We start from the raw sequence: 23,600 nt of genomic DNA, 5'->3' as shown, positions 1-23,600 counted from the left end.
AGGGTTGCAGGAAGAACACGTCCTCTATCCTGCGCAGGATTCACCCTTTTCCGGCCTAATCAGAACGCGCTGCGCGCTTCTAAAGTGAAGCATTCGAGCGGGCATATGCAGGTGAAATCAAACGGGGGCTGCCGTAGCTAGCCCCCGCCTATCCCCCATCGGCGTTCTGCGTCGAAATTAGTTTGGAGAGGATCCAAGACCCAGCGTCAGACGAAGACCTGAGCGTAGCTCCCAGAGATCGTCGGACTGGACGTGAGAGACGAGCCCGCCGCTCGGGTCGTTGCTTGTCAGATGCGCCGTCGGAACATCCGAAAAGTAGTCTGCCTCGGCGAAACCTTCGAGCTGGGCCGTCGACGAAATCTTGAACTTCAGACCGGCGCCAAGCAATCCACGAAAACCGACGCCAGAGTCGCCGTCGGATACGTGCGCCGCGAAGAGGTCAGGCGCCACTGCCGTAGAACTCGAGCGGAATTTGCCGTCGGCATCGTAGCCGTAGATGCCAGCGCCCAGGCGCGCGACAAGAGCAAAGTTGGACGTGAGCCATGTCTCGGGCTCCGCGGCGACATAGACGCCGTAGAGCCACGAATCTACGTCGGCGCCACGCCGGAATTCGCAACATCCTCCGCAGCACGTTGCCGTGGTCACGAGCGTGTCCGTGTCCTCGTCAAAGTTGCGAATGAAAGGTGACAGGACCCACGTGACAGTCGTGGTGCTGTTGATGGTGTCGTCATCCTCTAGGCGGAATCCGAACTCCCAGGACTTCCGCTCGACAGTCGTCCTACCAGTCAGGCCGCCGCCGCTGCCAAGAATGGCGCCATCGACCGTCTTCAGAACGATGTCGGACAGGGGCGGAGCCCGATCGCGCTCGCTGTCGTCGGCCTCACCGTAGAGCAGAAAGAGCTCCACGCGGTGGAAGCCGAAAAGATAAGGCGTGCCGTTGTCGTAGCCGACCATGCCCCCGACGAAGTAGCCATCTTCCGGAGACACCTTGACGTCGTGCGTGGAGCCGCCCGGCGAGAGAACGATGCCGTGGCCAGTGACTTCGGGGCCATCCTGAAAGAGATATCCACCTTCGAAGCCGAGGATGTAGCCTTTCGCGCCTACGGGCGCCTTGCCCATATCGGCCCAAGAGGACGCAGGAAATGCGAACAGCCCGGCTGCGAGCATCACGAGAGCCACGCGCCACTTCGTCATTTCGATCCCCCACCTGCTTCGTCGGCTGCACGTGTGCGAGCGCAAACGTATACGCTCCCTCGACCTGAAATAGGCGCGCCGACGACGGATAATCCCCAGCAATGCGCGATTCGTGAGCGAATCGCGACTGGCCTCGTGCAGCTCAGCCACAGGCAAGAAAAAGCCGGCAGCCGATTTGTCAGCCACCGACTTTTGATTGCAAAGCATTTCGCACTGTTTAGGCGGTCACAACCCAGTTCTGACCTTCGAAGAAGACCTTCACAGGATCCTGGCCCGCCGTGTTGGAGTCTTCCAGCGTCGCGACCTGCTGGAAGTTTTGGCCACCGGCAGTGCCGTTGGTGTCAACTTCGACGACGATGTTCGATCCGGACACCGTGAGACGTACGAAATCTGCCAGGTTGCTTCCCGACCCGAACGAGGCATCCAGCAATGCGCTGAGGTCGACGACGTCGCCTTCGACATAGCTGTAGTCGACGATGACGTCCGCGTTCGCAGAGCCCGGCGTTTCGGCAAAGACGAAGGTGTCGGCCCCGCGTCCGCCGGACAGCACGTCGTTCCCGGTTCCGCCCTTCAAGATATCGTTGCCGTCTCCGCCCAGCAGCAAGTCGTTGCCAGCGCCGCCGGCAAGCGTGTCGTTGCCCGCGAGTCCCACCAGGACGTCGTTGCCGTTGCTGCCGCTTGCGCCACCGAGCGCCGTATCGTTGCCGCTCGTTCCGATGATCAGATCGGCGTTGGCCGTCGGCGCCTGGCTGGGCGGCGTGGGCATCAGAATATTGCTGATATTGAGGATGCCGTTGCCGTAGCCCGTGGCCAGCGAGACCGTCGCGGTCTCGAATCCCGTCGCGTTCGCGTTCCAAGACGAGTCTTGCAGCGTGAGCGTGCCCGGTGTGCCGTCGAGATAGCCTCGCAGGTTGCCCTGCCACGTGGAGTTGGCGAGAATTTCCGCGAGCTGGTCGGGGGTGAACACGAGATTGATCGTGTCCGTGCCGCTGCCGCCCTCATAGACGACGGCGCTGGAGTTCTGGTGCCACCACGACGTGGTGATCACATCATTTCCGTTGCCGGCGTTCGGATCGGACGTGATGTCGTTGAGGTTGATGCCGGAGAAGTCGATCGTGTTGGTGCTACCCGTGAACTGCGGATTGATCTCCGAAATCGAGATGGTGGTGGAGACTTGGTTGCCGCCAGCCGCCGTCCCGTTGTCGTCAATCGTGACAGTCAGCGCGCCGGTGGCGCCGTTGCCGGACCCATCCGGGTTCCATTGTACAGCCCCCGCGTAAAGGAAGGCGTTGATGGCCGCAATCGTGCCGTCCAGGGTGATTTCACGCGAGCCGCTTCCGCCAACCGTCACGCCAGATCCTGACGTGGCCGTCAGTGCATCGTCGGCATCGTCCATGCGCAGCGTGACGCGGACCGTACTGCTCGCCGAATCCTCATCCTGGAAGCTGATGCGGTTGATCGCAGTCTGATCTCCGCTTCCGGTGCCCGACCAGTAGAGCAGGTTGGGCGCATTGATGATCGGTGCGAGCTCCGGCTTGAAGAGATCGAGCGTCACCGTGTCGATATCGGTCTTTACGCCGCCCGTTCCCGTTGCGCCGCCGTCGCTCGAGGTGACGGTCAGCGTCACATCGGCCACGGAGTTGCTGATGGGCGTAAAGGTGACACCCTGCGCAGCGTTGACGAGGAAGGCGTTGATTGCCGTCTGCGTGCCCGTGAGCGTCAGCGCCGACGACGTACCGCCAACCGTGACGCCTGCCGCACTGGTGGCGGACAGCGCTCCAGATCCGCCCGGGATCGACAGCGTAACCGTCAGATTGGACGAGCCGATGTCCGCGTCGGCAAACGAGATGCCCGAGAGCTTCGTCGGCGTATTCTGGAGAACCGAGATCGACGACGGCACGGTGTTGACCGGAGCGTCGTTCACGCCTGTGATGTTGATCGAAACGCTCTCGCTATCCGTCAGCGCACCGCCTGCGCCCGTGTCTCCGGTGTCGTCAACGAGCAGTGTCAGCGTGGTGGACGCCGGTGGCGCGTCGCTGTTGGCGTTGAAGAAGACCGTGCCGGTGGACGACCCGGACAAGAGGCTGTTGATCTGCGCCTGGCTGCCCGTAATCGTAACGCTCGACGTGCCGCTACCGCTCACCGAGGCGCCGCCGTTGCCGGCGGCGATGGTCAGGATTCCGGCTCCGACGGACAGTGTCACGGAGATGCTGTTGTTGCCGGCGTCGACGTCGGACACCGAGAGGCCGGTGCCATGCAACGCGAGGTTCGTCTGCTCCGTTGCCGAGTAGCTCGCCTGCGTGATGCTTGCGACCGGTGCGTCGTTCACGGACGAGATGTTCAGTGTGATCGTGTCCGTATCGCTCTTCGCGCCACCGGCACCCGTTGCACCGCCGTCGTTCGAGGTGACGGTGAGCGTGACCGCGCCGTTGGCATTGGCCGCCGGCGTATAGAACGCGCCGGAGCCCGACGACAGGAAGGTATTGATTGCGGCAAGCGTGCCCGTGAGGGTCAGCGCGCCGGTTCCGGAGCCACCGACCGTCACGCCCGCGCCCGATGTGGCCGACAGCAGACCGGCCGGGACCGACAGCGTCACGATGAGCGTCGAGCCGGCGATGTCCGAATCCGCGAAGGAAATGCCCGTCAGCTTCGTCTGCGTATCCTCGACAACCGCAATCGAGGCCGGCACCGTGTTCAACGGCGCGTCGTTGGTCGCCTGAACATTGACCTGCAGTGTGGCGGTGGATGCGTCGCCATCACGATCGACGATCGAGTAGGCAAACGACTCCGTCACATTGTTGGTGATACCGGTCGGAGCGGTATAGCTCCAGGCGCCTGTCACGAAGTTGAACGACAGCTTGCCGCCATTTCCGGTGACAATGCCAGAAAGAAGCGTGCCGGAGATCGGCGAGCCAACGCTCGGCGTGATCGTGCCGGCGCCGTTATACGCATAGGTCACGCCGTTGATGGCGATGGATGCGACGTGGCCTGCGCCATCCGCTCCGAACGCATCGTCATCGCCACCGCCGACGGCGTTGTCGTTGCCGAGCAGGACATTGCCCGAGATGTCGCCACCGATGCCCGCGCCGAGCAGCGCATTGATCACGTCGGCGAAGTTCGAGACGAGCACCGGCGAGCCCGAGCCGTCCACGTCGACGTCCTGCAGGCGGGCGTTGTTAATGCCGTCGCCGACACCGATCGTGGTGACGTTGACCGGGTTTGCCCCATTGACGAAGTTGGTCCACGCCGTCCGCGTGGCGTCCGCGAGCGAATTGCCGTTGCTGCCGGTCTGCTCGTTGGGATTGCCATCGCTGATGAAGAAGACTTGGTTGCTCCAGCCAGCCGTCGGCGTGTAGCTCGACATCGTCTTAATAATGGCGTCTGTGAAATCGGTCGCGCTGCTGAGCGGTCGCGAACCACCCGTTGCCGGGTTCAGACTGTCGATCAGCGTGGCGAGTGCGGCATACGACGTCACCGGTGTATAGGCGATGGCGTCGCTCGCAAAGGCAACGACCGTAACCTTCACATCGCCGCTCGTGCCGTTGAACAGCTCGGCCGCCGCGCCCTTGACGGCGGTCAGCATCTGGTTCAGCTCACTGCTGTCGATGCTGCCGCTGAAATCGAGCACGAAGGCGGCGTTGAAGTCCTTGCCTTCGCCTTCGACCACGCTGGCCACATCATTCTTTGCGAGCGGCGCGTCGTCGATCACCGTGATCGATGCATTGAGTCCGACATTGGTGTCGCCGGCCGGACCACCGGAGTCCGTGACGGTGACACGGCCGTTCAGATTAATAGCGATCGTGTTCTCGCCATTGCCGGACGGATGATCGATGGGGGCGAGCAGCGTGAACGTATAGTCGCCGGTCGAAGAGTTGACCGAGAGCTCGAACACCTTGGTGTCGCCTGCGCCATACGATCCATTGCCGCCGTCGCTGTTGGTGTAACCAATCAGGTTGGCGCCGTCCTTGGCGAAATAGACGGCCTTGCCGCCCGCGAACAGCGCGCCATTGGCGACCGTCGTGACCTGCGTACCCGCCGACACCGTGGGGATAGCGAACGACAGCGTGCCGTCGACGCCACCGGTTACGAGCGAGTGGAAGCTGCCCGTTGAAACGTTGGTGACCGTGTTGAGGCTGCCGGCCGTATCGGTATCGAGTGCGGGAACGCCTGCGTCATCGATCCCGTTCGGAAGCTGTTCCTCCTCGACGACGCCAGCAACGGCACCGTTGATCACCAGCGGCTGGTTGACGTTCACGACCTGGATCGCATGCGTGTCCGTGTCGCTGTCGCCATCCTTGTCGGTCAGCGTGATCGAAATGTTGACGTTCGCCGTGGCGTTGACTGCCGTGGGCGTGAATGTCCAGGTGCCATTGCCGTTTGCGGCGGGCGCAGAGAGCTGCAGCGTGCCCGCCGATGTGACGATGGTTTCTCCGTCGGCAAGCTGGGCCGCCGTGAACGACACGGGGTTTGCCCCGTCGATGTTCACAGTCAGCCCGCCCGACAGAAGCCCATCGGCGCCGGGCTGGAACTCGTAGGTTCCGTTTACCGCAGCGCCATTCTCGTTGACTGTGGTCGCACCGGCGAAATCGACATTCGGCGCGTCATCCTTGAACGAGATGGCATTGCCGAGGTTGATGGTGGCCGAGTCCGTATCGCCGTCCTTGTCGGTGATGGTCGCAGTGAGCTTGATCAGATCATCCGCGGACAGCGACGTCTCTTGATCGGGACCGCTGTTGGGCGAGTGCATGATCGCCCGCTGCTGATCGAGCGTCACCATGCCCGTCGACGTGTCGATGCTGATCAGGAAAACCTTGTCGCCGCCGGGGCCGCCGATGCGGCCGGTGACGTTGGTGCCTTCCAAGTAGAGCAGAATGGGCTGCCCCGTCTCGCTATCGACGAGACCCGAGTCCGCGCCGGTTTGGCTGATGTTCAGTGCATAGCTCACCGAGCCGGGGCCGTCGGCGCCGAAGGCGGACGTAAAGAGCGACGCAAAGTTTGCCGCGCCGTTGGTGTCGAGATCGGTCTCGTCGACCCGCAGGCTATCGGCCGGCACCGCGTTGGCGGAGATGCTCGGCGCGCTGTCCTTGAAGGAGATGGCGTTGCCGAGGTTGACGGTGGCTGAGTTCGTATCGCCGTCCTTATCGGTGATGGTCGCGGTGAGCTTGATGAGGTCATCCGCCGACAGCGATGTTTCTTGATCGGGACCGGTGTTCGGCAAATGCATGATCGCGCGCTGCTGATCGAGCGTCACCATGCCCGTCGATGTGTCGATGCTGATCAGGAAAACCTTGTCGCCGCCGGGGCCGCCGATGCGGCCGGTGACGTTGGTGCCTTCAAAATAGAGCAGAACGGGTTGTCCCGTCTCGCTATCGACGAGACCCGAGTCCGCGCCGGTCTGGCTGATGCTCAGTGCATAGGTCACCGAGCCGGGGCCGTCGGCGCCGAAGGCGGACGTAAAGAGCGACGCAAAGTTTGCCGTACCGTTGGTGTCGAGATCGGTTTCGTCGACTTGCAGGCTATCGGCCGGCACCGCGTTGGCGGAGATGCTCGGCGCGCTGTCCTCGAACTTGATCGCGCCGGTGATGTTGACGCTCGCGGTATCCGTATCGGCGTCGCCATCCGTGATCGTGGCAACGATGGAGATCAATCCAGCGCCTGAGAGCGAAACGGATTCGTCGGCGTTGGCAGGGTCGGGGTGCATGACGGCACGCTGCTGGTCGAGCGCGATGTGGCCCGTCGAATCGACAGAAAGCGCGAAGACAACGTGCTCCGTGCCGTCGTTCACGACGCCAAAGACCACACCATTGTCAATCTTCAGGGTGACGTCGAGGCCGGTTTCCGAGTCCTTCAGTCCCGTTGTGCCGTCGCCGCTGAGCGCGAGCGCATAGGCGACGGTTGCGCCATCTGCACCGGAGACGCTCGTGAAAGCTCCGGAGAAATCCCCGGTTGCATTCGTGTCGAGATCGCTCTCATCGACGATCAAGCAGGGGAGCGGCTTGTCGCTGGCGGCAATCGACGGCACGTCGTCCTTGATCTTGATGTCGATCGAGGCCGAGGCACAGCTGCCGTCCTTGTCGGTTACGGTGACGAGGGCGCTATCGGTATAGCTGTCCTCTCCCGGCGCGTTGATGACGTTGTCGAGCAGCGTGTAGGTGAAGCTGACGACGCCGTTGCTGAAACCGGTGACGGTGATCTTGCCGTGCGCTGTCGCGATCTCGGTCGTTGCCGTCAGGACGCCATTGGCGATGACGGTGACGCCGCCGATCTTGACGGTATTGAGCCCATCCGGCGCATCGATGCTGAAGGTGCCAGTTTTCACGAGGCCGGCCGCATCCGGCGACGAGCCGTCTGCCTCGCCTTGACCGCGTGAAGCCGAGAGATCGTTCTCATAGACGCAGAGATCAGCGCCTTCAGCATCAAGACCGGAGATCTTCACGCCATCGTCGGTGCCGCAAATGACGATGGTGATCGTCGTGGTGGCCGTGCCGCCGTGGCCATCCGAGATCGTGACCTTGTAGACCTGTGTCAGGGTCTGGCCGGGGGCCAGGTAGTCGATATCCGCGTCGTTGACCTTGAACGTCCAATCGACCTTGTCATTCGCCTGGTCGAGGGCGCCGAGAACAAGCGAACCGAGATAACCTTGGCCGACCGCTTCTACCTTGACCGTGTGGGTGTCTTTCTTGTCGACATCCTTGAAGGTGATGACACCACCCTGGACGTGATCGACGGTGTTCTCACCCTCGGCGCCGCTGTCGCTCGGGCCGCAACCGCAATCGCCGTCCTTGTCCTGCTGGCCCTCGCCACCTTCCGTACGCTCAGAGACAGCCGGTCCTTCGCCACCCTCGTCGCACCCCTTCGACGGTGCGCACTCGGAAATCTCCGTGACTTTGCCGATCTGAGGTCCCGACGTGATGACGGGAGCGTCGTTGGTCCCGACGATCTTCACGGTGACGGTGGTCGTTACCTTCTTTCCGCAGCCGTCGGTGATGGTGATCTTATAGTTCTGAATGAGCGTCTCGCCGCAGGCGAGATAGTCGAGATCGGCATCGTTGACCTTGAATGTCCAGGTGAGCGTATCCGCCGTCTGGTTGATCGCGCTCAGAACGAAGCTGCCGACGTAGTCGGTGCCACAGGGCGTGAACGATGCGACGTGCTTGTCGCCGGCCGTGTCCTTGAACTTCAACAGCGCCGACTTGGTGTGAGTGTAATTGTTCTCGAACTTGTCGCGGTCGGGGAGCTCGGCGACGCAGGCCGACTGGTTCGGCGTAAGGACGGTGGGGGCGGCAATCTTGCAAAGCTGAGCAAACGTAAGAATCTTCGGCTTAACTTTTTTCGCCACGGCGAATGCTCCACGAAAACTCGCAAGCCTTCGGCCCGACGGGGATAGCGGGGAGGCTTTGCGGAATAAAAAAGACCCCTTGAATTGGGACGCTTTTAAACCCCTCCGTAACTTCACTGAATGGTTTCGCCGATTTATCGTTAATGGGCATTAATTTTATTTCCAATTTCATTAAATTGGAAAAATCGAATAAACGAATTTTTATCCATAAAAAGTCTGCCCACACCGCGACCTAGCCGCGTCGACACGTCTGTGGACATGAGTCGCCGCTTGCTATTCGATCGCGCGCACAACAACTCGGACGATCCATGACTCCTGGACCCAAAGGCGGCACAAGCGCCCCTCCCATACTCACAAACGCAGCCCCGCTACTCGGGCGCTACACCGTGCTTTTCTGCGACGTTTGGGGCGTTATTCACGATGGCGTACGCGCATACCCGGCCGCGACCGATGCCCTCTTGCGATTCCGCTCACGCGGCGGGGTCGTGATCCTCGTGACCAATGCACCCGTGCCGATCCACCGGGTGGAAGCGATGCTCGAAGCGCGGCATGTTCCGCCAGAGGCCTATGATGGCATCGTTTCTTCAGGAGAAATCGCGCTCGCCCATTTGCGAAAAGAAAAATACGCGAATGTCTATTTCATTGGCCCACGACAGCGCGATGCCGCGTTTTTCGAAAAAGCTGGAGCAATGGACGTTTCGCTCGAAAAAGCAGAAGCCGTCGTTTGCACGGGCCTCAACGATGATGTGAATGAAACGGTCGAGAGCTACCGTGACGTTCTCTCGCAAGCTCGCGCCCGCGATTTACCCTTTGTGTGCGCCAATCCGGACCTCGTGGTCGATGTCGGAGGGCGCCTGTTTCTATGCGCCGGCGCCTTGGCCGACGCATACGCGCATATGGGCGGCGAAGTGTTCTGGGCCGGAAAACCACACGCCTCCGCATACGATGCCGCGCGGGCGATGGCCGAGGGCATCAGAGGAGCCAAGATCGACACAAGCGAAATCCTCGTCGTCGGAGACGCCGTTCGCACAGATCTCGCCGGCGCCCGGGGTGCCGGTCTCGATGCCCTCTTCATCGCGGGCGGCATTCATCGCCACGAAACCATGACGGGACACGCGCTCGCGCCGGAAAAGCTCGGGACGCTCTTTCCGGGCGACGGCCCCCCTGCGATCGCAGCCATGGCTGCGCTCGCCTGGTAGCGCGTTGCAGGCTAGATCTCGTGTGACATCCGGCGGCGCTTGGTTTCGAGATAGCGCTCGTTGTGCGTACCCGGCCTGACAACGAGTGGAATGCGGTCGACCACCTCGATTCCAGCCACCTCCAGAGCTTCCACCTTGGCCGGATTGTTCGTCATGAGGCGGATCTTCGGAAAGCCGAGATCGATCAGGATCTCCGTCGCAAGCTCGTAGTCGCGTGCATCGATCGGCGCGCCGATCTCGATGTTGGCATCGACAGTGTCGAGCCCCTGATCCTGCAGCGCGTAGGCCTGTATCTTCTTGAACAACCCAATGCCGCGGCCCTCTTGATAAGGCAAATATACGAGGACCCCGTTCGGAGTGACCGCGATGCGCCGCAGGGCACATTCGAGTTGCGCACGGCAATCGCAGCGCAGCGAATGAAAAATGTCACCCGTGACGCAGCCGGAATGCACGCGGACGAGTGGAATTTCGCCAGCCTCCTTGCCCTCGCCCCGGTTGATCAGGGCCATGGCCTGGGTGTGCTCGTCCTTGCCCTGATAGGCGCGGGCCTCCAGCACAACTTCCATGCCGTCGAGCTCGATCGGCAGCAACGTTCTCGCACAGCGATCGACGTCGAGCTTCATTGTTTGGACGCCGCTTGCCGGCATCTGGCACTCCTCGTTCTTTTCCGGCTCAGGGCGGGATTGACCGGTGGGGTTCACCCTTACGGCCGGTGGACATGTTGTAGCATAGGCCCCATTTCACAAGATGCGAATTGGACGCGGGCTGCCCTGCCCGTATAGCATGCCATCCTCGTTAACGGACAGAGCGGCTATTCGATGAGATTCGGCCTTTTTCTCTTTACCGTCATTGCGTCCCTCGTACCGCCTGCTGCCCATTCCACCCCCTCAACCCGCCCCCCCCTGGCGCGCGCGATCGAAGCCGAGATCGAAGCCAAAGTAACGGCGCTTCTTGGCCAGATGACGCTTGAGGAGAAAGTCGGGCAGCTCAATTTTCCCTCCTATGCCTTTCCAAGCGAGCCACAGATCGAGGCTGTGAAGAAGGGGCGGATCGGATCCCTGCTGAACGTGGCGCACCCGGATCACGTGCGTCTCTTCGAAGAGGCCGCGCAGGCCTCGCGGCTCAAGATTCCGCTGCTTTTCGCGATCGACTCCATTCACTCCTTCCACGTTGCATTTCCTACCCCTATCGCGTGGGCTGCAACCTGGCGCCCTGAGCTTGCGGAGCGCGCCACGGAGGCAATCGCCCAGGAGACGGCCCAGGTGGGCGTCAATCTGACGTTTGCGCCGATGATCGACATCTCCCGCGATCCACGATGGGGACGCGTGATCGAGGGCGCCGGGGAAGACCCCTACCTCGCGTCCGCCTTTTCCGCTGCGCGCGTCCGGGGCTACCACAAGGGCGGGCTCGCAACCTCGGCGAAGCATTTCGTCGGGTACGGCGCGCCAGAAGGCGGGCGCGAATACAATGGCGCGCAGATCTCGATGCCCGAGCTGTTCGACCGCTACATACCGCCCTTCCAGGCGGCGGTGGAAGCCGGGACCGAGACGGTGATGGCATCGTTCAACACCGTCAACGGCGTACCGGTGACCGCGAACCGGCTACTCATCACGGATGTGCTCAAAGGACGTCTCGGTTTCGACGGGCTCGTGATGTCGGACTTCGCTGCGATCAAGGAACTCGTCAATCACGGCGTGGCGGGGGACCTCAGCGAAGCGGCTGCGAAGGCCATCCGCGCGGGTATCGACCTCGATATGGAGGGCAAGGCCTACGACACCCATCTCGCCGAGAACGTGCACGCCGGCCGTGTGGCGATGGCGGACATCGATGCCGCGGTGCGCCGCGTGCTCCGCGTGAAGTACCGGATGGGATTGTTTCCCGACTCACCGGGCGGCGCACGTAAAGTGCCGCCGCCGATCGCTGAAGCGGCCGTGCGGAAGACCGCCCGGACCGTCGCCCGCGAAAGCTTCGTACTTCTCAAGAACAGCGGGGCAACGCTGCCGATCACGCCGCAATCCGGCACGATCGCGCTCATCGGTGCTGCCGCGCTCTCCACAAACGATCATTCCTGGTATGGCCCTGCGGGGCTCGAGAAGCCGGTGACGGAGAACCTGCGCGACGCGCTCCAGGCCCGCATCGGCAAATCGCAAAAGCTTCTGTTTGCGGACGCGTTCGCCGACCCTTGTGGCCAAGCTTTCGCAGATAAGGACAAGGCCGTCGAAACAGCGAAGGCCGCGGATCTCATCGTGCTGGTCTTAGCGGAAGATTGCGCGGTTTCGGGCGAAGGCGCCTCGCGGACAGATCTCCGGCTCTCGAGCGTTCACACCGAAATGCTGGATGCCCTCGCCAAAGCGGGCAAGCCGATTGCGCTCGTGCTCGAGACCGGACGCCCCCTCGCCCTGACGGGGGCGTCGGAAAAAGTGGCCTCCCTTCTTATTGCGTGGCATCCCGGCACTGAGGGCCGTACGGCGCTGGCAGAAGTGCTGACCGGTGAAATTGCGCCATCGGGCAAACTGCCAATGACGTTTCCGCGCTCTGTGGGCCAAGTGCCGATCTCCTACAACGACCTGCCGACCAGCCGCCCTTCAACGGGCGATCGGTTCACAACAGGCTATGTGGACGAGAAGCCGACCCCGCTCTACCCCTTCGGGCACGGACTGAGCTACACGACATTCCGCTACTCGGGACTGAAAATCAGCGCTCCGGAGATGGGGCGAGATGGGCAAGTCGAGATCCGTGTCGACGTCCAGAACACAGGCTCCCGTGCAGGGCAGGAAGTGGCGCAGCTCTACACGCACCAGCTCGTCGCGTCGCGGTCGCGGCCGTTGCAGGAACTGAAGGGATTCAAAAAAATCGGGCTCGCGCCGGGCGAGAAGGAGACCGTGCGCTTTATGCTAAAGGCGTCCGATCTCGCGTATCATGACGACGAAGGAAAGCCCGTCATCGAGCCCGGCCGCTTCAAAGTCTTCGTCGGCGGAAGCTCGGCTGCGGAGCTGGAGGGCGCGTTTCAGATCTCCGGGCCGTAGGGGGTATTACCCCCCGACAAGCCGCGCGTATTCGATCTTCGGGCAGCGATCCATCACAACCGCGAGGCCTGCCGCCTGCGCTTCCGAAGCGGCCGTTTCGTTGACGACGCCGATCTGCATCCAGATCGTCTTGATTGTGAGGCGATCCTTCTCGCGGATGGCGGAGCGGACCACTTCGAGCGCCGCGTCCGGCTGGCGGAAGATGTCGACGACGTCAATCGGAGTGTCGAGAGCGGAAAGATCCGGGGCAACGTGCTCGCCAAGGAGCGTGCTTCCTGCAAGAGCGGGATTTACCGGCACGACCTGATAACCCTTGGCTTGCAGGTACGCCATGACTCCATAGCTCGGGCGGCTCGCGTTGCTGGATGCTCCAACCACGGCGAACGTACGCGATGTCCGCAGAATGTCTGCGATTACGGCGTCACTGGGCGGCGTGTATGTCATGAGTTTCCGTACGGCAACACAAGGCGACCCGCATCATCGAAAGGAAAGAAGGGATTGTAGGCGACTTCCCAAACGTGCCCCTCGGGATCGGAGAAGTATCCTGAGTAGCCGCCCCAGAAGGCACGCTGCGCAGGCTTGATGATGGTGGCGCCAGCCGCCTTAGCTTCGAGCAAAACGGCTTCGACGGCTTCCTCCGACTGGACATTGTGCGCCAGAGCGACACCAGAGAACCCTGGCTTGCTGTCTGGCACGTGCGCGTCATCGGCGAGAGCCTTGCGGCCGAACAGAGCCAACACCACGCCGCCAGCGTCGAAGAAGGTTACGTTTTCGTTCGAATCTGAAGAGGCTTTGAAGCCCAGCGCCTCGTAAAACGCGCGCGCTCGGGCGATGTCCGCCACACCAAGGGTCACAAGGGAGAGGCGCGGCTCCACGGTTCAACAGTCCTTCCACACCGGCTGGCGCTTCTCTACGAACGCGCCGATGCCTTCGGCGGCGTCGCGCGCCATCATGTTTTCAACCATTACAGCGGCTGCGAAAGTGTACGCCTCGGCGAGCGGCTGCTCAATCTGGCGGTAAAACGCTTCCTTGCCGATGGCTACGGTCACCTTCGACTTGGACGCTATCGTGCGCGCCATGGCCAGCGCCTCCTCACGGACACGCTCGGGCGGCACGGCGCGGTTGATCAGTCCGTAGCCAGCGGCATCTTCGGCCGACAGCATCTCGCCGAGCAACAGCATCTCCATGGCTCGCTTTCGCGAGATGTTGCGAGACAGCGCAACCATCGGCGTGGAGCAGAAAAGACCGATGTTCACGCCGGGCGTCGCAAACGTTGCTGACATTGAGGCCACGGCAAGATCGCAGCTCGCCACGAGCTGGCAACCGGCGGCGGTCGCAACGCCTTCGATGGCGGCGATCACCGGCTTCGGCGAGCGCACGATGCTCTGCATCAACTCAGAACAGGCGTGCATCGTCTCCTCGAAGAACGCGCGTCCGCCGTCCGCGTCGGCGCGGTGAGCCGTCAACTCCTTCAAATCATGTCCGGACGAGAAGGCGGGCCCTTCGGCTGCCAGTACGATCGCCGCCACGCTAGGCTCGGCCGAGAGAGCGGCGATCGCCGAGTGGAGCGCCGTCATCATTGCCCGCGACAAGCAATTCCGCGTGCGCGGCGCGTTAAGTGTGACCAGCGCGAGGCCCGGCTCGGGCCGTGCGACGAGGACGGGCTCTTGAGAGGTGTCTGACCCGCGGGGCGATGCCGCCGCGGGTGTTTCGGTGTGTGTCGTGGTCACGGGGTCAATCCCCAAAGAATGCTGCCCGGCTTGCGCGGCAGTCTCACGGAGCCGGACCTTCTCCTGCCGGCGTTTCGCCGTCAGCGGCTCCGCTTTCACCTGCCTCTTCCGGAATCAGCGCCTCGATCTCGGCAATGTGCTTCTTCACCACCTCGATGTTGCTCTTATGCTCAAGCGGCTTGGCTGCGGCAATTTCCTGCGTCAGATCATCGACGGCCAGCTTCTTGTCCTCCGGCGGGATCGAGCCGTCAGCTTTGATCTCTTCGAGTTCCTTCTTCATCTTCTCGACGGGATCGGTGTAGGTGCCGGACGAGCGATCGAGCCCGTCAAGAATGATGGTGATGTTGGCGCCGACGTCCTCAAATTCAGCGAAGCTCGCGAAGCCGTGCTTCTTGGCGATGTCCTCGAGCTCTTTCGTCAGCGCGGCATCGGGGGTCTCCCCGCCCTCAGCGAGCTTGCCGGCCAGCGGGGCAAAATCCTTCTGGGCCGCGATGAACGAGGCTACCATTTTGTCGGTCAGTTCGATCTGCTTGAATTCCTGCGCCGAAGCCGTGTGCGCGCCGACGGCGGCTACGCCCGCGCTCAAGGCCATGATCACGGCCAGCGACTTGAGGCGTGAAATGAACGTCTTCATTAGGCGTAACCTCCATTCCCAAAAGCAGAATCGCGATCGTAGTTTCCCCAGCGCATCGCGTAGATGCCGTACTTAGAGATCACAACTGAGACGGATCTAAGAACGGGTGGCCGGAGCATGATGTTCGGCTTCACATTTCCCCCGAATCCCGCCCGCCTTGAGGTCCGTGAGCTCCAGGCATCCGCAGATGGGCTACACCTGGGCCTGACCCTCGGCAAGACGCGATCACAAGGTGCGGACAGGATTCAACACAGCAATTGAGGTATTCAGTAACCACATATGTGGTTATATTTTACCACATTATTTAATGTATTGATTTTCAATAGAATTTATATTTCTGTTGGCAATTGACGGATAGTGCCGCCTCGCGTAGAAAACGCGCTTCGCAACGGCGGCATGAATTGCTGCCTATCATCCAACTCTAGGCAGGAGCTGTTCCCGCCATGAAGACTTTCGTCGCCAAACCTGGCGAGGTGGACAAGAAGTGGGTGCTAATCGACGCCGAGGGTCTCGTCGTCGGCCGTCTCGCCACGCTCATTGCCACGCGCCTCAAGGGCAAGCACAAGGCCCTTTATACGCCGCACGTTGATTGCGGCGACAACGTCATTGTCGTCAACGCTGAGAAGGCCGTGTTCACCGGCAAGAAGTACAGCGACAAGGTCTACTTCCGCCACTCGGGCTACCCGGGCGGCATCAAGGAGACCACACCTAAGCGGATCATCGAGGGCAAGTTCCCCGAGCGGGTTATCGAGCTGGCTGTCGAGCGCATGCTCGCCCGCGGCCCGCTTCAGCGCAAGCTGATGAAGAATCTCAAGATCTACAAGGGTGCCGAGCATCCGCACGCGGCCCAGGCGCCGTCCACGCTCGACATCGCGAAGCTCAATCGCAAGAACTCGAGGGCATAAGCAGCCATGGTACAGGAAACGAAGACCCTGGATGATCTCGGCGCCCTCAAGGGTGCTGTCGCCGCGGAAGCTCCAGTACACGTCCAGAAGCTCGACTCGCTCGGCCGCGCCTATGCGACCGGCAAGCGCAAGGACGCGGTCGCCCGCGTCTGGATCAAGCCGGGCCGCGGCCAGATCACCGTAAACAAGAAAGACTTCAAAGCCTATTTCGCACGCCCCGTGCTGCAGATGCTGCTTCAGCAGCCGCTCGCAGCGGCAAACCGCGCGACGCAGTTTGACATTATCGTGACGGTTGCGGGCGGCGGGCTTTCGGGTCAGGCCGGCGCCGTGCGTCACGGCATCTCCAAGGCTCTGACCTATTACGAGCCGGAGCTGCGCGGCGTGCTCAAGAAGGGCGGCTTCCTGACGCGCGACAGCCGTACCGTCGAGCGCAAAAAGTACGGCCGTGCAAAGGCACGCCGCAGCTTCCAGTTCTCGAAGCGCTAGAAACGCCTCACTCCCTACGGAATTTCTCGCAACGGCCCGCTCTCGCGGGCCGTTGTTTTTTTTCTAAATATGGTGTTGTTCTTCGCTGCCCAAAAAATGGGGGACGCCACTTCGGCGGCGCTATCCAGCCCGGAAAGGCACTTTGATGCTCGAAGCTTTATTGACCGAGATCGGCCACCTCACGAGTCCCGAATGGTGGCATCAGAACGCCATTCCGCTGTTCAACATTCTCATGATCGACCTGACGCTCGCCGGAGACAACGCGATCGTTGTCGGCATGGCGGCGTCGCGCGTTCATCCGTCCATGCGCGCCAAAGTGATTTTCTGGGGCATCGCCGGCGCGGTTGTGCTTCGAATTCTTTTCTCGGGCGTCGCACAGCAGATGCTGCAGGTCATTGGCCTGACGCTCGCAGGCGGCCTGCTGCTCCTGTTCGTCTCGTGGAAAATGTACCGCCAGATCGTAGAAGGCTCCGAGCATTCGATTGACGAAATCGAAAATCAGCTCGCCTCCACGACCACACCCCACAACGAAACGAACTTCTGGTCGGCGCTTTGGACGATCATTCTAGCCGACGTGTCGATGTCTCTCGACAACGTGCTCGCCGTCGCAGGTGCTGCGGGTGAATCGACGCTCGTGCTCGTCATTGGCCTCGCTATCGCAATCATCCTGATGGCCGTCGCCTCGACCTATATCGCCAAGCTGCTGGCACGCTATCCTTGGATTGCGTGGATCGGATTGATCATCATCCTCTACGTCGCCCTCGACATGATCTATCGCGACAGCCACAAGATCGTGTGCGCCGCCTACGGCGTCGGCTGCTCCGAAACCATCTTCCAGGGCATTCTGCATCGGCTAGGGCTGAACTGATGGGTGCACGCGTCTTCATCGACGGCGAAGCGGGCACGACCGGACTCGAGATCCGGGAGCGGCTCGCTTCCGAGCCCTCCATTCAAGTCGCCAGTATCGCGCCGGAGGCCCGCAAGGATCCCGAGGCGCGGAAGGCGCTGATGGCGGACGTCGATCTCGTTGTGCTGTGCCTCCCGGATGCAGCCGCCATCGAGGCCGTGGCGCTTGCCGATGCTCTCGGCGAGAAGGCCCCCAAGATCGTCGACGCTTCGACGGCGCATCGCGTCGCCGAGGGCTGGGTCTATGGCTTCCCAGAGCTCGGCAGGGGGCAAGCGGATGCAATCCGGACGGCCCGCCGCGTGGCCAATCCCGGGTGCTATCCGACCGGCGGCATCGCGCTCATCCGTCCGCTCGTCGACGCCGGCATGATCCCGCACGACTTCCCCATCACCGTGAACGCGGTGTCCGGGTATTCGGGCGGTGGCAAGTCGATGATCGAGTCCTACGAGGTGGCGGGGACCGCGCCGGCATTCGAGCTTTATGGCCTCGGCTTCGAGCATAAGCACGTGCCGGAGCTGCAGCGGTACAGCGGCCTCTCGCGGCGTCCGATCTTCATTCCCTCGGTTGGCAACTTCCGGCAGGGGATGCTCGTCAGCGTGCCGCTCCATCTCGACGCGCTGCCGAGCAAGCCGACGGCCGGCGATCTCGAAGCGACACTTGCCGCCCACTACCAAGGGTCTCACCTGGTTCGCGTGGTGCCGCACGCGGAAACGGCCAAGCTCAATGGGCGGCTCGATGCCCTGATGCTCAATGGGTCGGACAAGCTGGAGATCTATGTCTTTGCCAACGACAAGCTCGGCCAGGCCGTTCTCGTCGCCCGGCTCGATAACCTCGGCAAGGGTGCAGCCGGCGCGGCCGTGCAGAACATCCGCCTGATGCTCGGTCTTTAAAAGACTACCCTGTTCCCCGCGGAACAGCGGCCCCTTGGATTATCTCCCAATATCGGGAATGTCCTCGTGGGAGGTCTCGCTATGGTCCTGCTATTCCTGATTGTTTTGATCGGAGGCGCATTCGCGATCGCTGTGCTTGCTTCCGATCTCCACTCGTCGCTGCCCGGACAGAAGAAGGCCAAGCCGCGCAAGCCTTCCGACGACTCCGGCTGAGCGTTCGCAGCTTCAGACGCCACGCCTCGCGACATGGAGGTGGCGCACGGCCAGTATCAGAAGGATGGCCGCGCACGACTGATGCGCGATGCCGAGGCTGAGCGGAACCGCTTCCAGCAGCGTCCAGATTCCGAGCGCGACCTGCCCAAGGACGCCGACCACCAAGAGCGCGACAGACGCCTTCGCCTTGTCGCTGGCGCCTGAGGCAAAGGTGCGCCACGCCTCCAAGGCCACGAGCAGGACCACCGTGTAAGCGACGAGGCGGTGATTGAACTGCGCCATCACCGGGTTTTCGAACGGGTTGTGATACCAGGGCTCGATAGCCATCAGGTCGTGCGGGAACAACGTACCGCCCATTGTCGGCCAGGTGTTGTAGACAAGGCCACCCTTGAGGCTTGCGACGAACGCACCCAGCACGACCTGCAGAAAAATGGCCCCTACGATCAGCCATGCCAGCGTCGCACTCCGATTTTGCGGCGATGTGTTCGTGCGCTCCGCATTGCCAACGTCAAGCGCCAGCCAAACGACAAGCGCAAGGATGAGGAAGGCAACGGTCAGGTGCAGGGCGAGCCGGTACTGGCTCACGTCCACACGATCGACGAGACCGGATTTGACCATGTACCAGCCGATGGCCCCCTGGAGGCCGCCGAGCGCCAGAACGCCTAGGAACTTGAGTCCATAGCCCGGCCTCAACGCCCCCGCGAACCAGAAGATCGCGAGGGGAAGCGCGAAGGCGAGGCCGATCATGCGACCCAAGAAACGGTGACCCCACTCCCACCAATAGATGGCCTTGAACGCCTCAAGGGACATGCCCTTGTTGACGAGGTGGTATTCCGGGATCTGCTTGTACTTGGCGAAGGCTTCGAGCCAGTGTGCTTCGGTCAGCGGCGGAATGGCACCGAGCAGGGGTTGCCACTCTGTTATCGAGAGGCCGGAGTCCGTCAGGCGTGTTGCGCCGCCGACGGTGATCATTGCCAGGACGAGCCCGGCCACCGTGTAGAGCCAAATCCGCACGGCGCGATCCCACGCAGCCGAGCCCGCGCGATCCGCCGGTTGGTTCTTCATCGTTCCGATGGCCGTCATGCGCTCAAATCCCTAGATTTTTTCCAGGGTTTGATAGGCCGAAGCGGCGCTCCGATCAATGCGATGATCGGGCGCTGGACGCCTTGCCGCTTCTCGGCTCTAAGTGGCCCCCGATGTTCAGGATTTAGGACGAACCCATGACCCTTCGGACGCGCAAGTTCGTCGGCGCCATCGCGCTTCTGGTGTTTCTTACCGTCTATGCGCTGGCGGCGATGATGGTCGCCATCGTGCTTCAGGTGAGCGCCAGCAAGCTTACGGAGCTTCTTTACTACCCGATCGCGGGCCTGCTTTGGGTGCTGCCCGCCATGTGGCTCGTCAAATGGATGCAGCGCCCGGACGTGTAGGCGCCGGAACGACTGCTGACGGAGCCTCTTTCCTGCCGCGGAGGTTGCTGAGGCGGCGGGCCATGGCCTTCGCCGTGTCGAAGAGCAGGAACGGAACGCCCGTCATCATGGCCGCGACGTAGCGCGGCTCTTGAAAATCCCCGTTGAGAGACACGCGCGGAAGACCGCTCATCGGATATTTGTCTCGTAGGACGTCCTTATGGGTCGTCACGGCAGTTTCGAGCCCGAGGGACTTCGCAATGGCGAAGTCCCGCTCTCCAGCGCTGCCGGCATCGCCATAAGGAAAGCTGAAATGGCGGCAGGGGCGGCTGAGCTCTCGCTCGATGCGCGCGACGCTCTCCGCAATTTCTGCGCGGGCCTCGTCCTCCGGGAGCTTCGCAACGGCGAAGTGGTTAAGTGTGTGTGCGCCAATGGTGACGAGCGGATCGGCGGCGAGTGCCCGGAGTTCATCCCAATCCATGATGAGATCGCGGCTCAGCGCGGACGGATCGTATCCAACGGTCTCCGCAATCCTGTGAACAGTCGCGCGCAACTCGCTCTCGGGCTTCTGTCGCAGCGGCCAGTAGATTTCTGAAAACGCGCGATCCTTGGCTTCGGGGGTCCTCGTGTCGAAAACGCGCGCGACGCCATCGAGCGTCACCGAAAGCCGGTCGGTTTTGCGGATGGCGGTCTCGAGTACGAACCACCACAGATCGCCCTCGCCGTCGGCGTAGGCGGTCGGCACATAGATGGCGAATGGAAGATTGTGCTTTTTGAAGATCGGATAGGCGAAGTCACGATTGTCGCGATAACCGTCATCGAAGGTGAAGCAGGCGAAGGGGCGTGTGAGCTCCGGTGACTTCAAGCGCCGCGCGGCTTCGTCGAGCGAGACGATGTCGTAGCCCGCCTTCTGGACCACCTCGATCGTTGTTTCGAGGAAGGACGGTGTCACTTTCAGGATCCGGTTCGGCTCGAACGCTTGAGGCGGTTCTGGCCGGACGTTGTGCAGCGTGAATATAATGCCCTTTCCACGCGTCAGAGGAGCCAACAGCGTACCGAGACCGGATCGGTCAAGCGCAGACAGCCCTATCTGCATCAGTTTGGTGCTCGTGGCGCCCATCGTCCGCACCTATCCCAGTGTGTGCAAAGAATACGAGCTAACGTCACGTATCGTTCAGATGGCGTTAGCCGCTGCGGATCTCCACCTGCTTAGGGTTAGTGACCGATTAACGACCGGCGCAGTCAGCCGGCGCGCGCGATCCTCTGCCGGCTCCGCGCTTCGCCTTGTGACTTGTCCAGGGTGAACAGCGCGATCCCCTCAACCTCGAAGCCAAGGAACGACCCGCCTTCGGCGAGCACCCGTGTCTTCTGGCGTTGGTCTGCGACCAGTGTGACGCCGCAATCGAAGCGACCCTGGATCGCCTCGAACAACGGTCGAGCCGCCTCCGTGCGGGCAACCACAACGATGTGCTCGTAGACATCATCCAACGCGTCGAGCACGAAGCTAATGCTGTTGCCATCGAGCTCATCACGCTTTGCAAGCGCGCGCCCCGACGCAATGATGTGGACGTCGCTGTCCTTCAACGAGTGTACGACGCCTTCGAAGCCAGCCTTACCTTCAACCAGCTCGGTGAACCCTGGCCAAGCGGATTGCCCCAAAGGTTCGGCAACGCCTTTGCCGTCGACACTCCAGTCGACCATGATCACGGTCAGGCCTTTGGACGCGAGATGACGGCAGACGGCGGCTGCTTCCGCTGAGAGAGACGCCACATCAGCCGAACTCGTGAAAAGCGTGCGCGTGCCGGAGAGCCCGACCTTGCGAAGCGCTTCAAGCTTCTCAGCTAGAGCCTCGGGCGTCGCGACATTGGACGACGCCACGGTTTGCTGTGCGGGCGGTTTCTCCGCTGCGGGCTCGGGCATCTCAGGTTCTGGGCGCGGCTCCTCACGCTTTGCGGGCGGCACCCAGCGCGATGGGGCGGGAGGACGTGGAGGCTCCGCGGTCGATGCCTCCGGTGTCAGTGCCGAAGGTCCCGTAGTATGAATCGGTTCGGGAAGGACCGGCACGGTTATTTCTTTCCGACCATGCGCCTTTGGCGCGCGCTGCCGCGGCACGCGGGCGCCCGTGAGAAGGCCGCGCGTAATCACGAGTGCCAGACCAATCAGGATCGACGCAACGGCGACAAGCAGGGCCGTGGATGTTTTCTTCGGGAACACGGGCGTGCTGTTGGGCCGTGCGCTCGATACGATCTTCGCTTCGACGGGGATCGCTCGAGTGTCGTCGGCCCGCACGCGATTGGCCTCGTATTGCGCACGCAGGCGATCGAGCTCAGCGCGCTTCGACTTGGCGTCCGCTTCGAGGCTCCGGAGCTTTGCTTCCTCCGGTCCGGAGGTCACGATGCGGTCCTTGATTTCGCTGACGCTCTTCTGGATGGCCTCCTCGCGCAGAGCCGCGACCTTGGCTTCCTTACCGATCCCGTCAACGATCTTGGCCACCTCGGCGGCGATCTGACCTTTGAGACCCTTCAGATCCGCATTCAGCTGGCGCATACGTGGATGGCCTGGCAGCAGTGTCGCGGACAGCTCCGAGAGCTGGCGCTCGACGCGGACCCGGCTCTGCACCAAGTTTTGGATCAATGGTGACTTCTGGACGTCGGCGAGCGTTTCCGCGCTGCCGAGATCCTGCATTTCACGCGCCTGCTTCGCCCGCGCCTCGGCCTCGCTGCGCGCCGCTTTGACTTTCGAGAGCTCGGCATTCAGCTCGGCGAGCTGCTGCTCGTTGAGACCCGTTGCTTGCTGACCGCCCTTGAAGATGTTCGCTCGGCCGCGGAACTTCTCGACCTCTGCTTCAGACGCGGCCGCTTCGTCGGCGAGCTTGGCGATCTTGGGCTCGAGCGCCTTCTGCACCTCGTCCGTCTGCGTAAGGCTCTGATGGGCGAGATTCTCGCGATAGGTCTCCGCGATGCGGTTGGCGACGGCTGCGGCCAGGTCCGGATCTATCGACGTAAAACGCACGCCGATGAAACGGCTTTCCTTTGGCGAGTACACCTCAAGCCGCTGGAAATAAGCCGCGAGCGCGCGTGCCTCGTCGGTTTCGGTCGCTCTGGGGGCTCCTATGCCGACAAGGCGCAGAAGCGCGGATAGCTTGTCCGGCGAACCGCGTGCGCTGTTGAACTCGGGCAGGTCCGCAAGCTTCATGTCCCGGACGATCGTTTCGCCGAGGTCCGCCGACATCAGGGCCCGCACGTGCGTATTGATCGCTTCCTTGTCCATGCGGACGGAGACGCTGTCGCCCGAGTCCGTGCGCGACGGGTCGGCGAACGGGTTATTGCCGCTCTTCGATTCGATGGCGAGTTGCGTCTCCGACACGTAGCGCGGAGCCACCAACGTGAGAACGCCATAGGTTGCCGCCGCCATTGCAATCGCAATCACGATAAGACGCGGCAAGCTGCCGATCGCTGCTTGCCACAGCGAACGCAGGTCGATGTCGTCGGAGCGCTGATACCTGTCTGAAGCCATTTCGCTTTCATGCCACTCGTGGCCAGACTTCGAGGGATACACGGGCGCCCGTTAGAATTTCCTTAAGATTCCCAGAATTGGGACAGTCCCTCAGATTTTGTTAACCCCGCGTCCCTAACACTGATCGCACCTTAGTGTCCCGATTCCGAAGTTCG

The 23,600-nt window shown here is 62.0% G+C and carries 18 protein-coding genes; 8 read left to right on the top strand and 10 right to left on the bottom strand.

The window, feature by feature from the left end; genetic code table 11:
• Positions 1-177: 177 nt before the first annotated feature.
• Positions 178-1,194, bottom strand: coding sequence for a hypothetical protein (locus VHO05_RS04095; RefSeq protein WP_329645342.1), 1,017 nt, complete (start codon positions 1,192-1,194; stop codon positions 178-180).
• 217 nt (positions 1,195-1,411) lie between these two features.
• On the bottom strand, positions 1,412-8,533 hold the full coding sequence (locus VHO05_RS04090) for a DUF5801 repeats-in-toxin domain-containing protein (RefSeq protein WP_329645341.1): 7,122 nt from the start codon (positions 8,531-8,533) through the stop codon (positions 1,412-1,414).
• Positions 8,534-8,841: 308 nt separating this feature from the next.
• Here VHO05_RS04090 and VHO05_RS04085 point away from each other — a divergent pair, with 308 nt between their 5' ends.
• Positions 8,842-9,732, top strand: a complete 891-nt coding sequence (locus VHO05_RS04085; RefSeq protein WP_329645340.1) for a TIGR01459 family HAD-type hydrolase — start codon at positions 8,842-8,844, stop codon at positions 9,730-9,732.
• Between the two features lie 11 nt (positions 9,733-9,743).
• Here the strand turns inward: VHO05_RS04085 and ribA are convergent, their stop codons facing one another.
• Positions 9,744-10,379, bottom strand: a complete 636-nt coding sequence (gene ribA / locus VHO05_RS04080; RefSeq protein WP_329645339.1) for a GTP cyclohydrolase II — start codon at positions 10,377-10,379, stop codon at positions 9,744-9,746.
• Between the two features lie 171 nt (positions 10,380-10,550).
• Here ribA and VHO05_RS04075 point away from each other — a divergent pair, with 171 nt between their 5' ends.
• Positions 10,551-12,758 carry a glycoside hydrolase family 3 N-terminal domain-containing protein gene (locus VHO05_RS04075; protein WP_329645338.1) on the top strand — a complete coding sequence of 736 codons (2,208 nt, stop codon included), beginning with the start codon at positions 10,551-10,553 and terminating at the stop codon, positions 12,756-12,758.
• A gap of 6 nt (positions 12,759-12,764) precedes the next feature.
• Here VHO05_RS04075 and VHO05_RS04070 read toward each other — a convergent pair whose 3' ends face one another.
• The 4 genes from VHO05_RS04070 to VHO05_RS04055 are packed head-to-tail and all read right to left on the bottom strand — an operon-like array spanning position 12,765 to position 15,122.
• Entirely contained in the window at positions 12,765-13,202 is a 438-nt protein-coding gene (locus VHO05_RS04070; protein ID WP_329645337.1) for a CoA-binding protein, read from the bottom strand.
• On the bottom strand, positions 13,199-13,633 hold the full coding sequence (locus tag VHO05_RS04065; RefSeq protein ID WP_329645336.1) for a VOC family protein: 435 nt from the start codon (positions 13,631-13,633) through the stop codon (positions 13,199-13,201). Before VHO05_RS04065 ends, VHO05_RS04070 begins: the two co-directional genes overlap by 4 nt.
• Before the next feature lie 3 nt (positions 13,634-13,636).
• Positions 13,637-14,488 (bottom strand): enoyl-CoA hydratase, encoded by an 852-nt coding sequence (locus tag VHO05_RS04060; RefSeq protein WP_329645335.1) that lies wholly within the window; start codon positions 14,486-14,488, stop codon positions 13,637-13,639.
• Between the two features lie 43 nt (positions 14,489-14,531).
• Positions 14,532-15,122, bottom strand: coding sequence for a hypothetical protein (locus VHO05_RS04055; RefSeq protein WP_329645334.1), 591 nt, complete (start codon positions 15,120-15,122; stop codon positions 14,532-14,534).
• A gap of 443 nt (positions 15,123-15,565) precedes the next feature.
• On the opposite strand from VHO05_RS04055, the gene rplM reads away from it, so the two are divergent.
• From rplM to VHO05_RS04030, 5 genes are all read left to right on the top strand, one after another.
• On the top strand, positions 15,566-16,027 hold the full coding sequence (rplM, locus tag VHO05_RS04050; RefSeq protein WP_329645333.1) for a 50S ribosomal protein L13: 462 nt from the start codon (positions 15,566-15,568) through the stop codon (positions 16,025-16,027).
• 6 nt (positions 16,028-16,033) lie between these two features.
• Positions 16,034-16,513, top strand: a complete 480-nt coding sequence (gene rpsI / locus VHO05_RS04045) for a 30S ribosomal protein S9 (protein ID WP_329645332.1) — start codon at positions 16,034-16,036, stop codon at positions 16,511-16,513.
• 145 nt (positions 16,514-16,658) lie between these two features.
• Positions 16,659-17,381: a TerC family protein gene (locus tag VHO05_RS04040; protein ID WP_329645331.1), complete on the top strand. Its 723-nt coding sequence runs from the start codon at positions 16,659-16,661 to the stop codon at positions 17,379-17,381.
• Complete coding sequence (gene argC, locus VHO05_RS04035) at positions 17,381-18,310, top strand: N-acetyl-gamma-glutamyl-phosphate reductase (RefSeq protein WP_329645330.1); 930 nt, start codon at positions 17,381-17,383, stop codon at positions 18,308-18,310. The genes VHO05_RS04040 and argC overlap by 1 nt, the downstream gene beginning before the upstream one ends.
• A gap of 81 nt (positions 18,311-18,391) precedes the next feature.
• On the top strand, positions 18,392-18,523 hold the full coding sequence (locus VHO05_RS04030) for a hypothetical protein (protein WP_329645329.1): 132 nt from the start codon (positions 18,392-18,394) through the stop codon (positions 18,521-18,523).
• A gap of 12 nt (positions 18,524-18,535) precedes the next feature.
• Here VHO05_RS04030 and VHO05_RS04025 read toward each other — a convergent pair whose 3' ends face one another.
• Positions 18,536-19,606, bottom strand: a complete 1,071-nt coding sequence (locus tag VHO05_RS04025) for a COX15/CtaA family protein (RefSeq protein ID WP_329645328.1) — start codon at positions 19,604-19,606, stop codon at positions 18,536-18,538.
• Between the two features lie 137 nt (positions 19,607-19,743).
• On the opposite strand from VHO05_RS04025, the gene VHO05_RS04020 reads away from it, so the two are divergent.
• A complete protein-coding gene (locus tag VHO05_RS04020; RefSeq protein ID WP_329645327.1) occupies positions 19,744-19,950 on the top strand; it encodes a DUF2842 domain-containing protein in 207 nt (68 codons plus the stop codon).
• On the opposite strand, the gene VHO05_RS04015 is transcribed toward VHO05_RS04020, so the two are convergent.
• Positions 19,922-21,049 (bottom strand): polysaccharide deacetylase family protein, encoded by a 1,128-nt coding sequence (locus VHO05_RS04015; RefSeq protein WP_329645326.1) that lies wholly within the window; start codon positions 21,047-21,049, stop codon positions 19,922-19,924. The two genes, VHO05_RS04020 and VHO05_RS04015, sit on opposite strands and share 29 nt — an antisense overlap.
• A gap of 122 nt (positions 21,050-21,171) precedes the next feature.
• The gene (locus tag VHO05_RS04010) at positions 21,172-23,445 is read right to left on the bottom strand and encodes a GumC family protein (RefSeq protein ID WP_329645325.1); all 2,274 of its coding nucleotides are present in this window, start codon (positions 23,443-23,445) and stop codon (positions 21,172-21,174) included.
• Positions 23,446-23,600: the final 155 nt, after the last annotated feature.

Source organism: Hyphomicrobium sp. (genome assembly GCF_036262015.1).
In the GTDB taxonomy this organism is placed as follows: domain Bacteria; phylum Pseudomonadota; class Alphaproteobacteria; order Rhizobiales; family Hyphomicrobiaceae; genus Hyphomicrobium_C.
Note: the sequence above shows the minus strand (reverse complement) of the source record. Positions and strands in the feature narration are given on the sequence as shown.

Coding starts and splice junctions, on each gene's coding strand:
- rplM (WP_329645333.1), top strand. CDS start 15,566: ATGAAGACTTTCGTCGCCAAACCTGGCGAGGTGGACAAGAAGTGGGTG.
- VHO05_RS04030 (WP_329645329.1), top strand. CDS start 18,392: ATGGTCCTGCTATTCCTGATTGTTTTGATCGGAGGCGCATTCGCGATC.
- VHO05_RS04055 (WP_329645334.1), bottom strand. CDS start 15,122: ATGAAGACGTTCATTTCACGCCTCAAGTCGCTGGCCGTGATCATGGCC.
- VHO05_RS04075 (WP_329645338.1), top strand. CDS start 10,551: ATGAGATTCGGCCTTTTTCTCTTTACCGTCATTGCGTCCCTCGTACCG.
- VHO05_RS04015 (WP_329645326.1), bottom strand. CDS start 21,049: ATGGGCGCCACGAGCACCAAACTGATGCAGATAGGGCTGTCTGCGCTT.
- VHO05_RS04025 (WP_329645328.1), bottom strand. CDS start 19,606: ATGACGGCCATCGGAACGATGAAGAACCAACCGGCGGATCGCGCGGGC.
- VHO05_RS04010 (WP_329645325.1), bottom strand. CDS start 23,445: ATGGCTTCAGACAGGTATCAGCGCTCCGACGACATCGACCTGCGTTCG.
- argC (WP_329645330.1), top strand. CDS start 17,381: ATGGGTGCACGCGTCTTCATCGACGGCGAAGCGGGCACGACCGGACTC.
- VHO05_RS04085 (WP_329645340.1), top strand. CDS start 8,842: ATGACTCCTGGACCCAAAGGCGGCACAAGCGCCCCTCCCATACTCACA.
- VHO05_RS04070 (WP_329645337.1), bottom strand. CDS start 13,202: ATGACATACACGCCGCCCAGTGACGCCGTAATCGCAGACATTCTGCGG.
- rpsI (WP_329645332.1), top strand. CDS start 16,034: ATGGTACAGGAAACGAAGACCCTGGATGATCTCGGCGCCCTCAAGGGT.
- VHO05_RS04095 (WP_329645342.1), bottom strand. CDS start 1,194: ATGACGAAGTGGCGCGTGGCTCTCGTGATGCTCGCAGCCGGGCTGTTC.
- ribA (WP_329645339.1), bottom strand. CDS start 10,379: ATGCCGGCAAGCGGCGTCCAAACAATGAAGCTCGACGTCGATCGCTGT.
- VHO05_RS04040 (WP_329645331.1), top strand. CDS start 16,659: ATGCTCGAAGCTTTATTGACCGAGATCGGCCACCTCACGAGTCCCGAA.
- VHO05_RS04020 (WP_329645327.1), top strand. CDS start 19,744: ATGACCCTTCGGACGCGCAAGTTCGTCGGCGCCATCGCGCTTCTGGTG.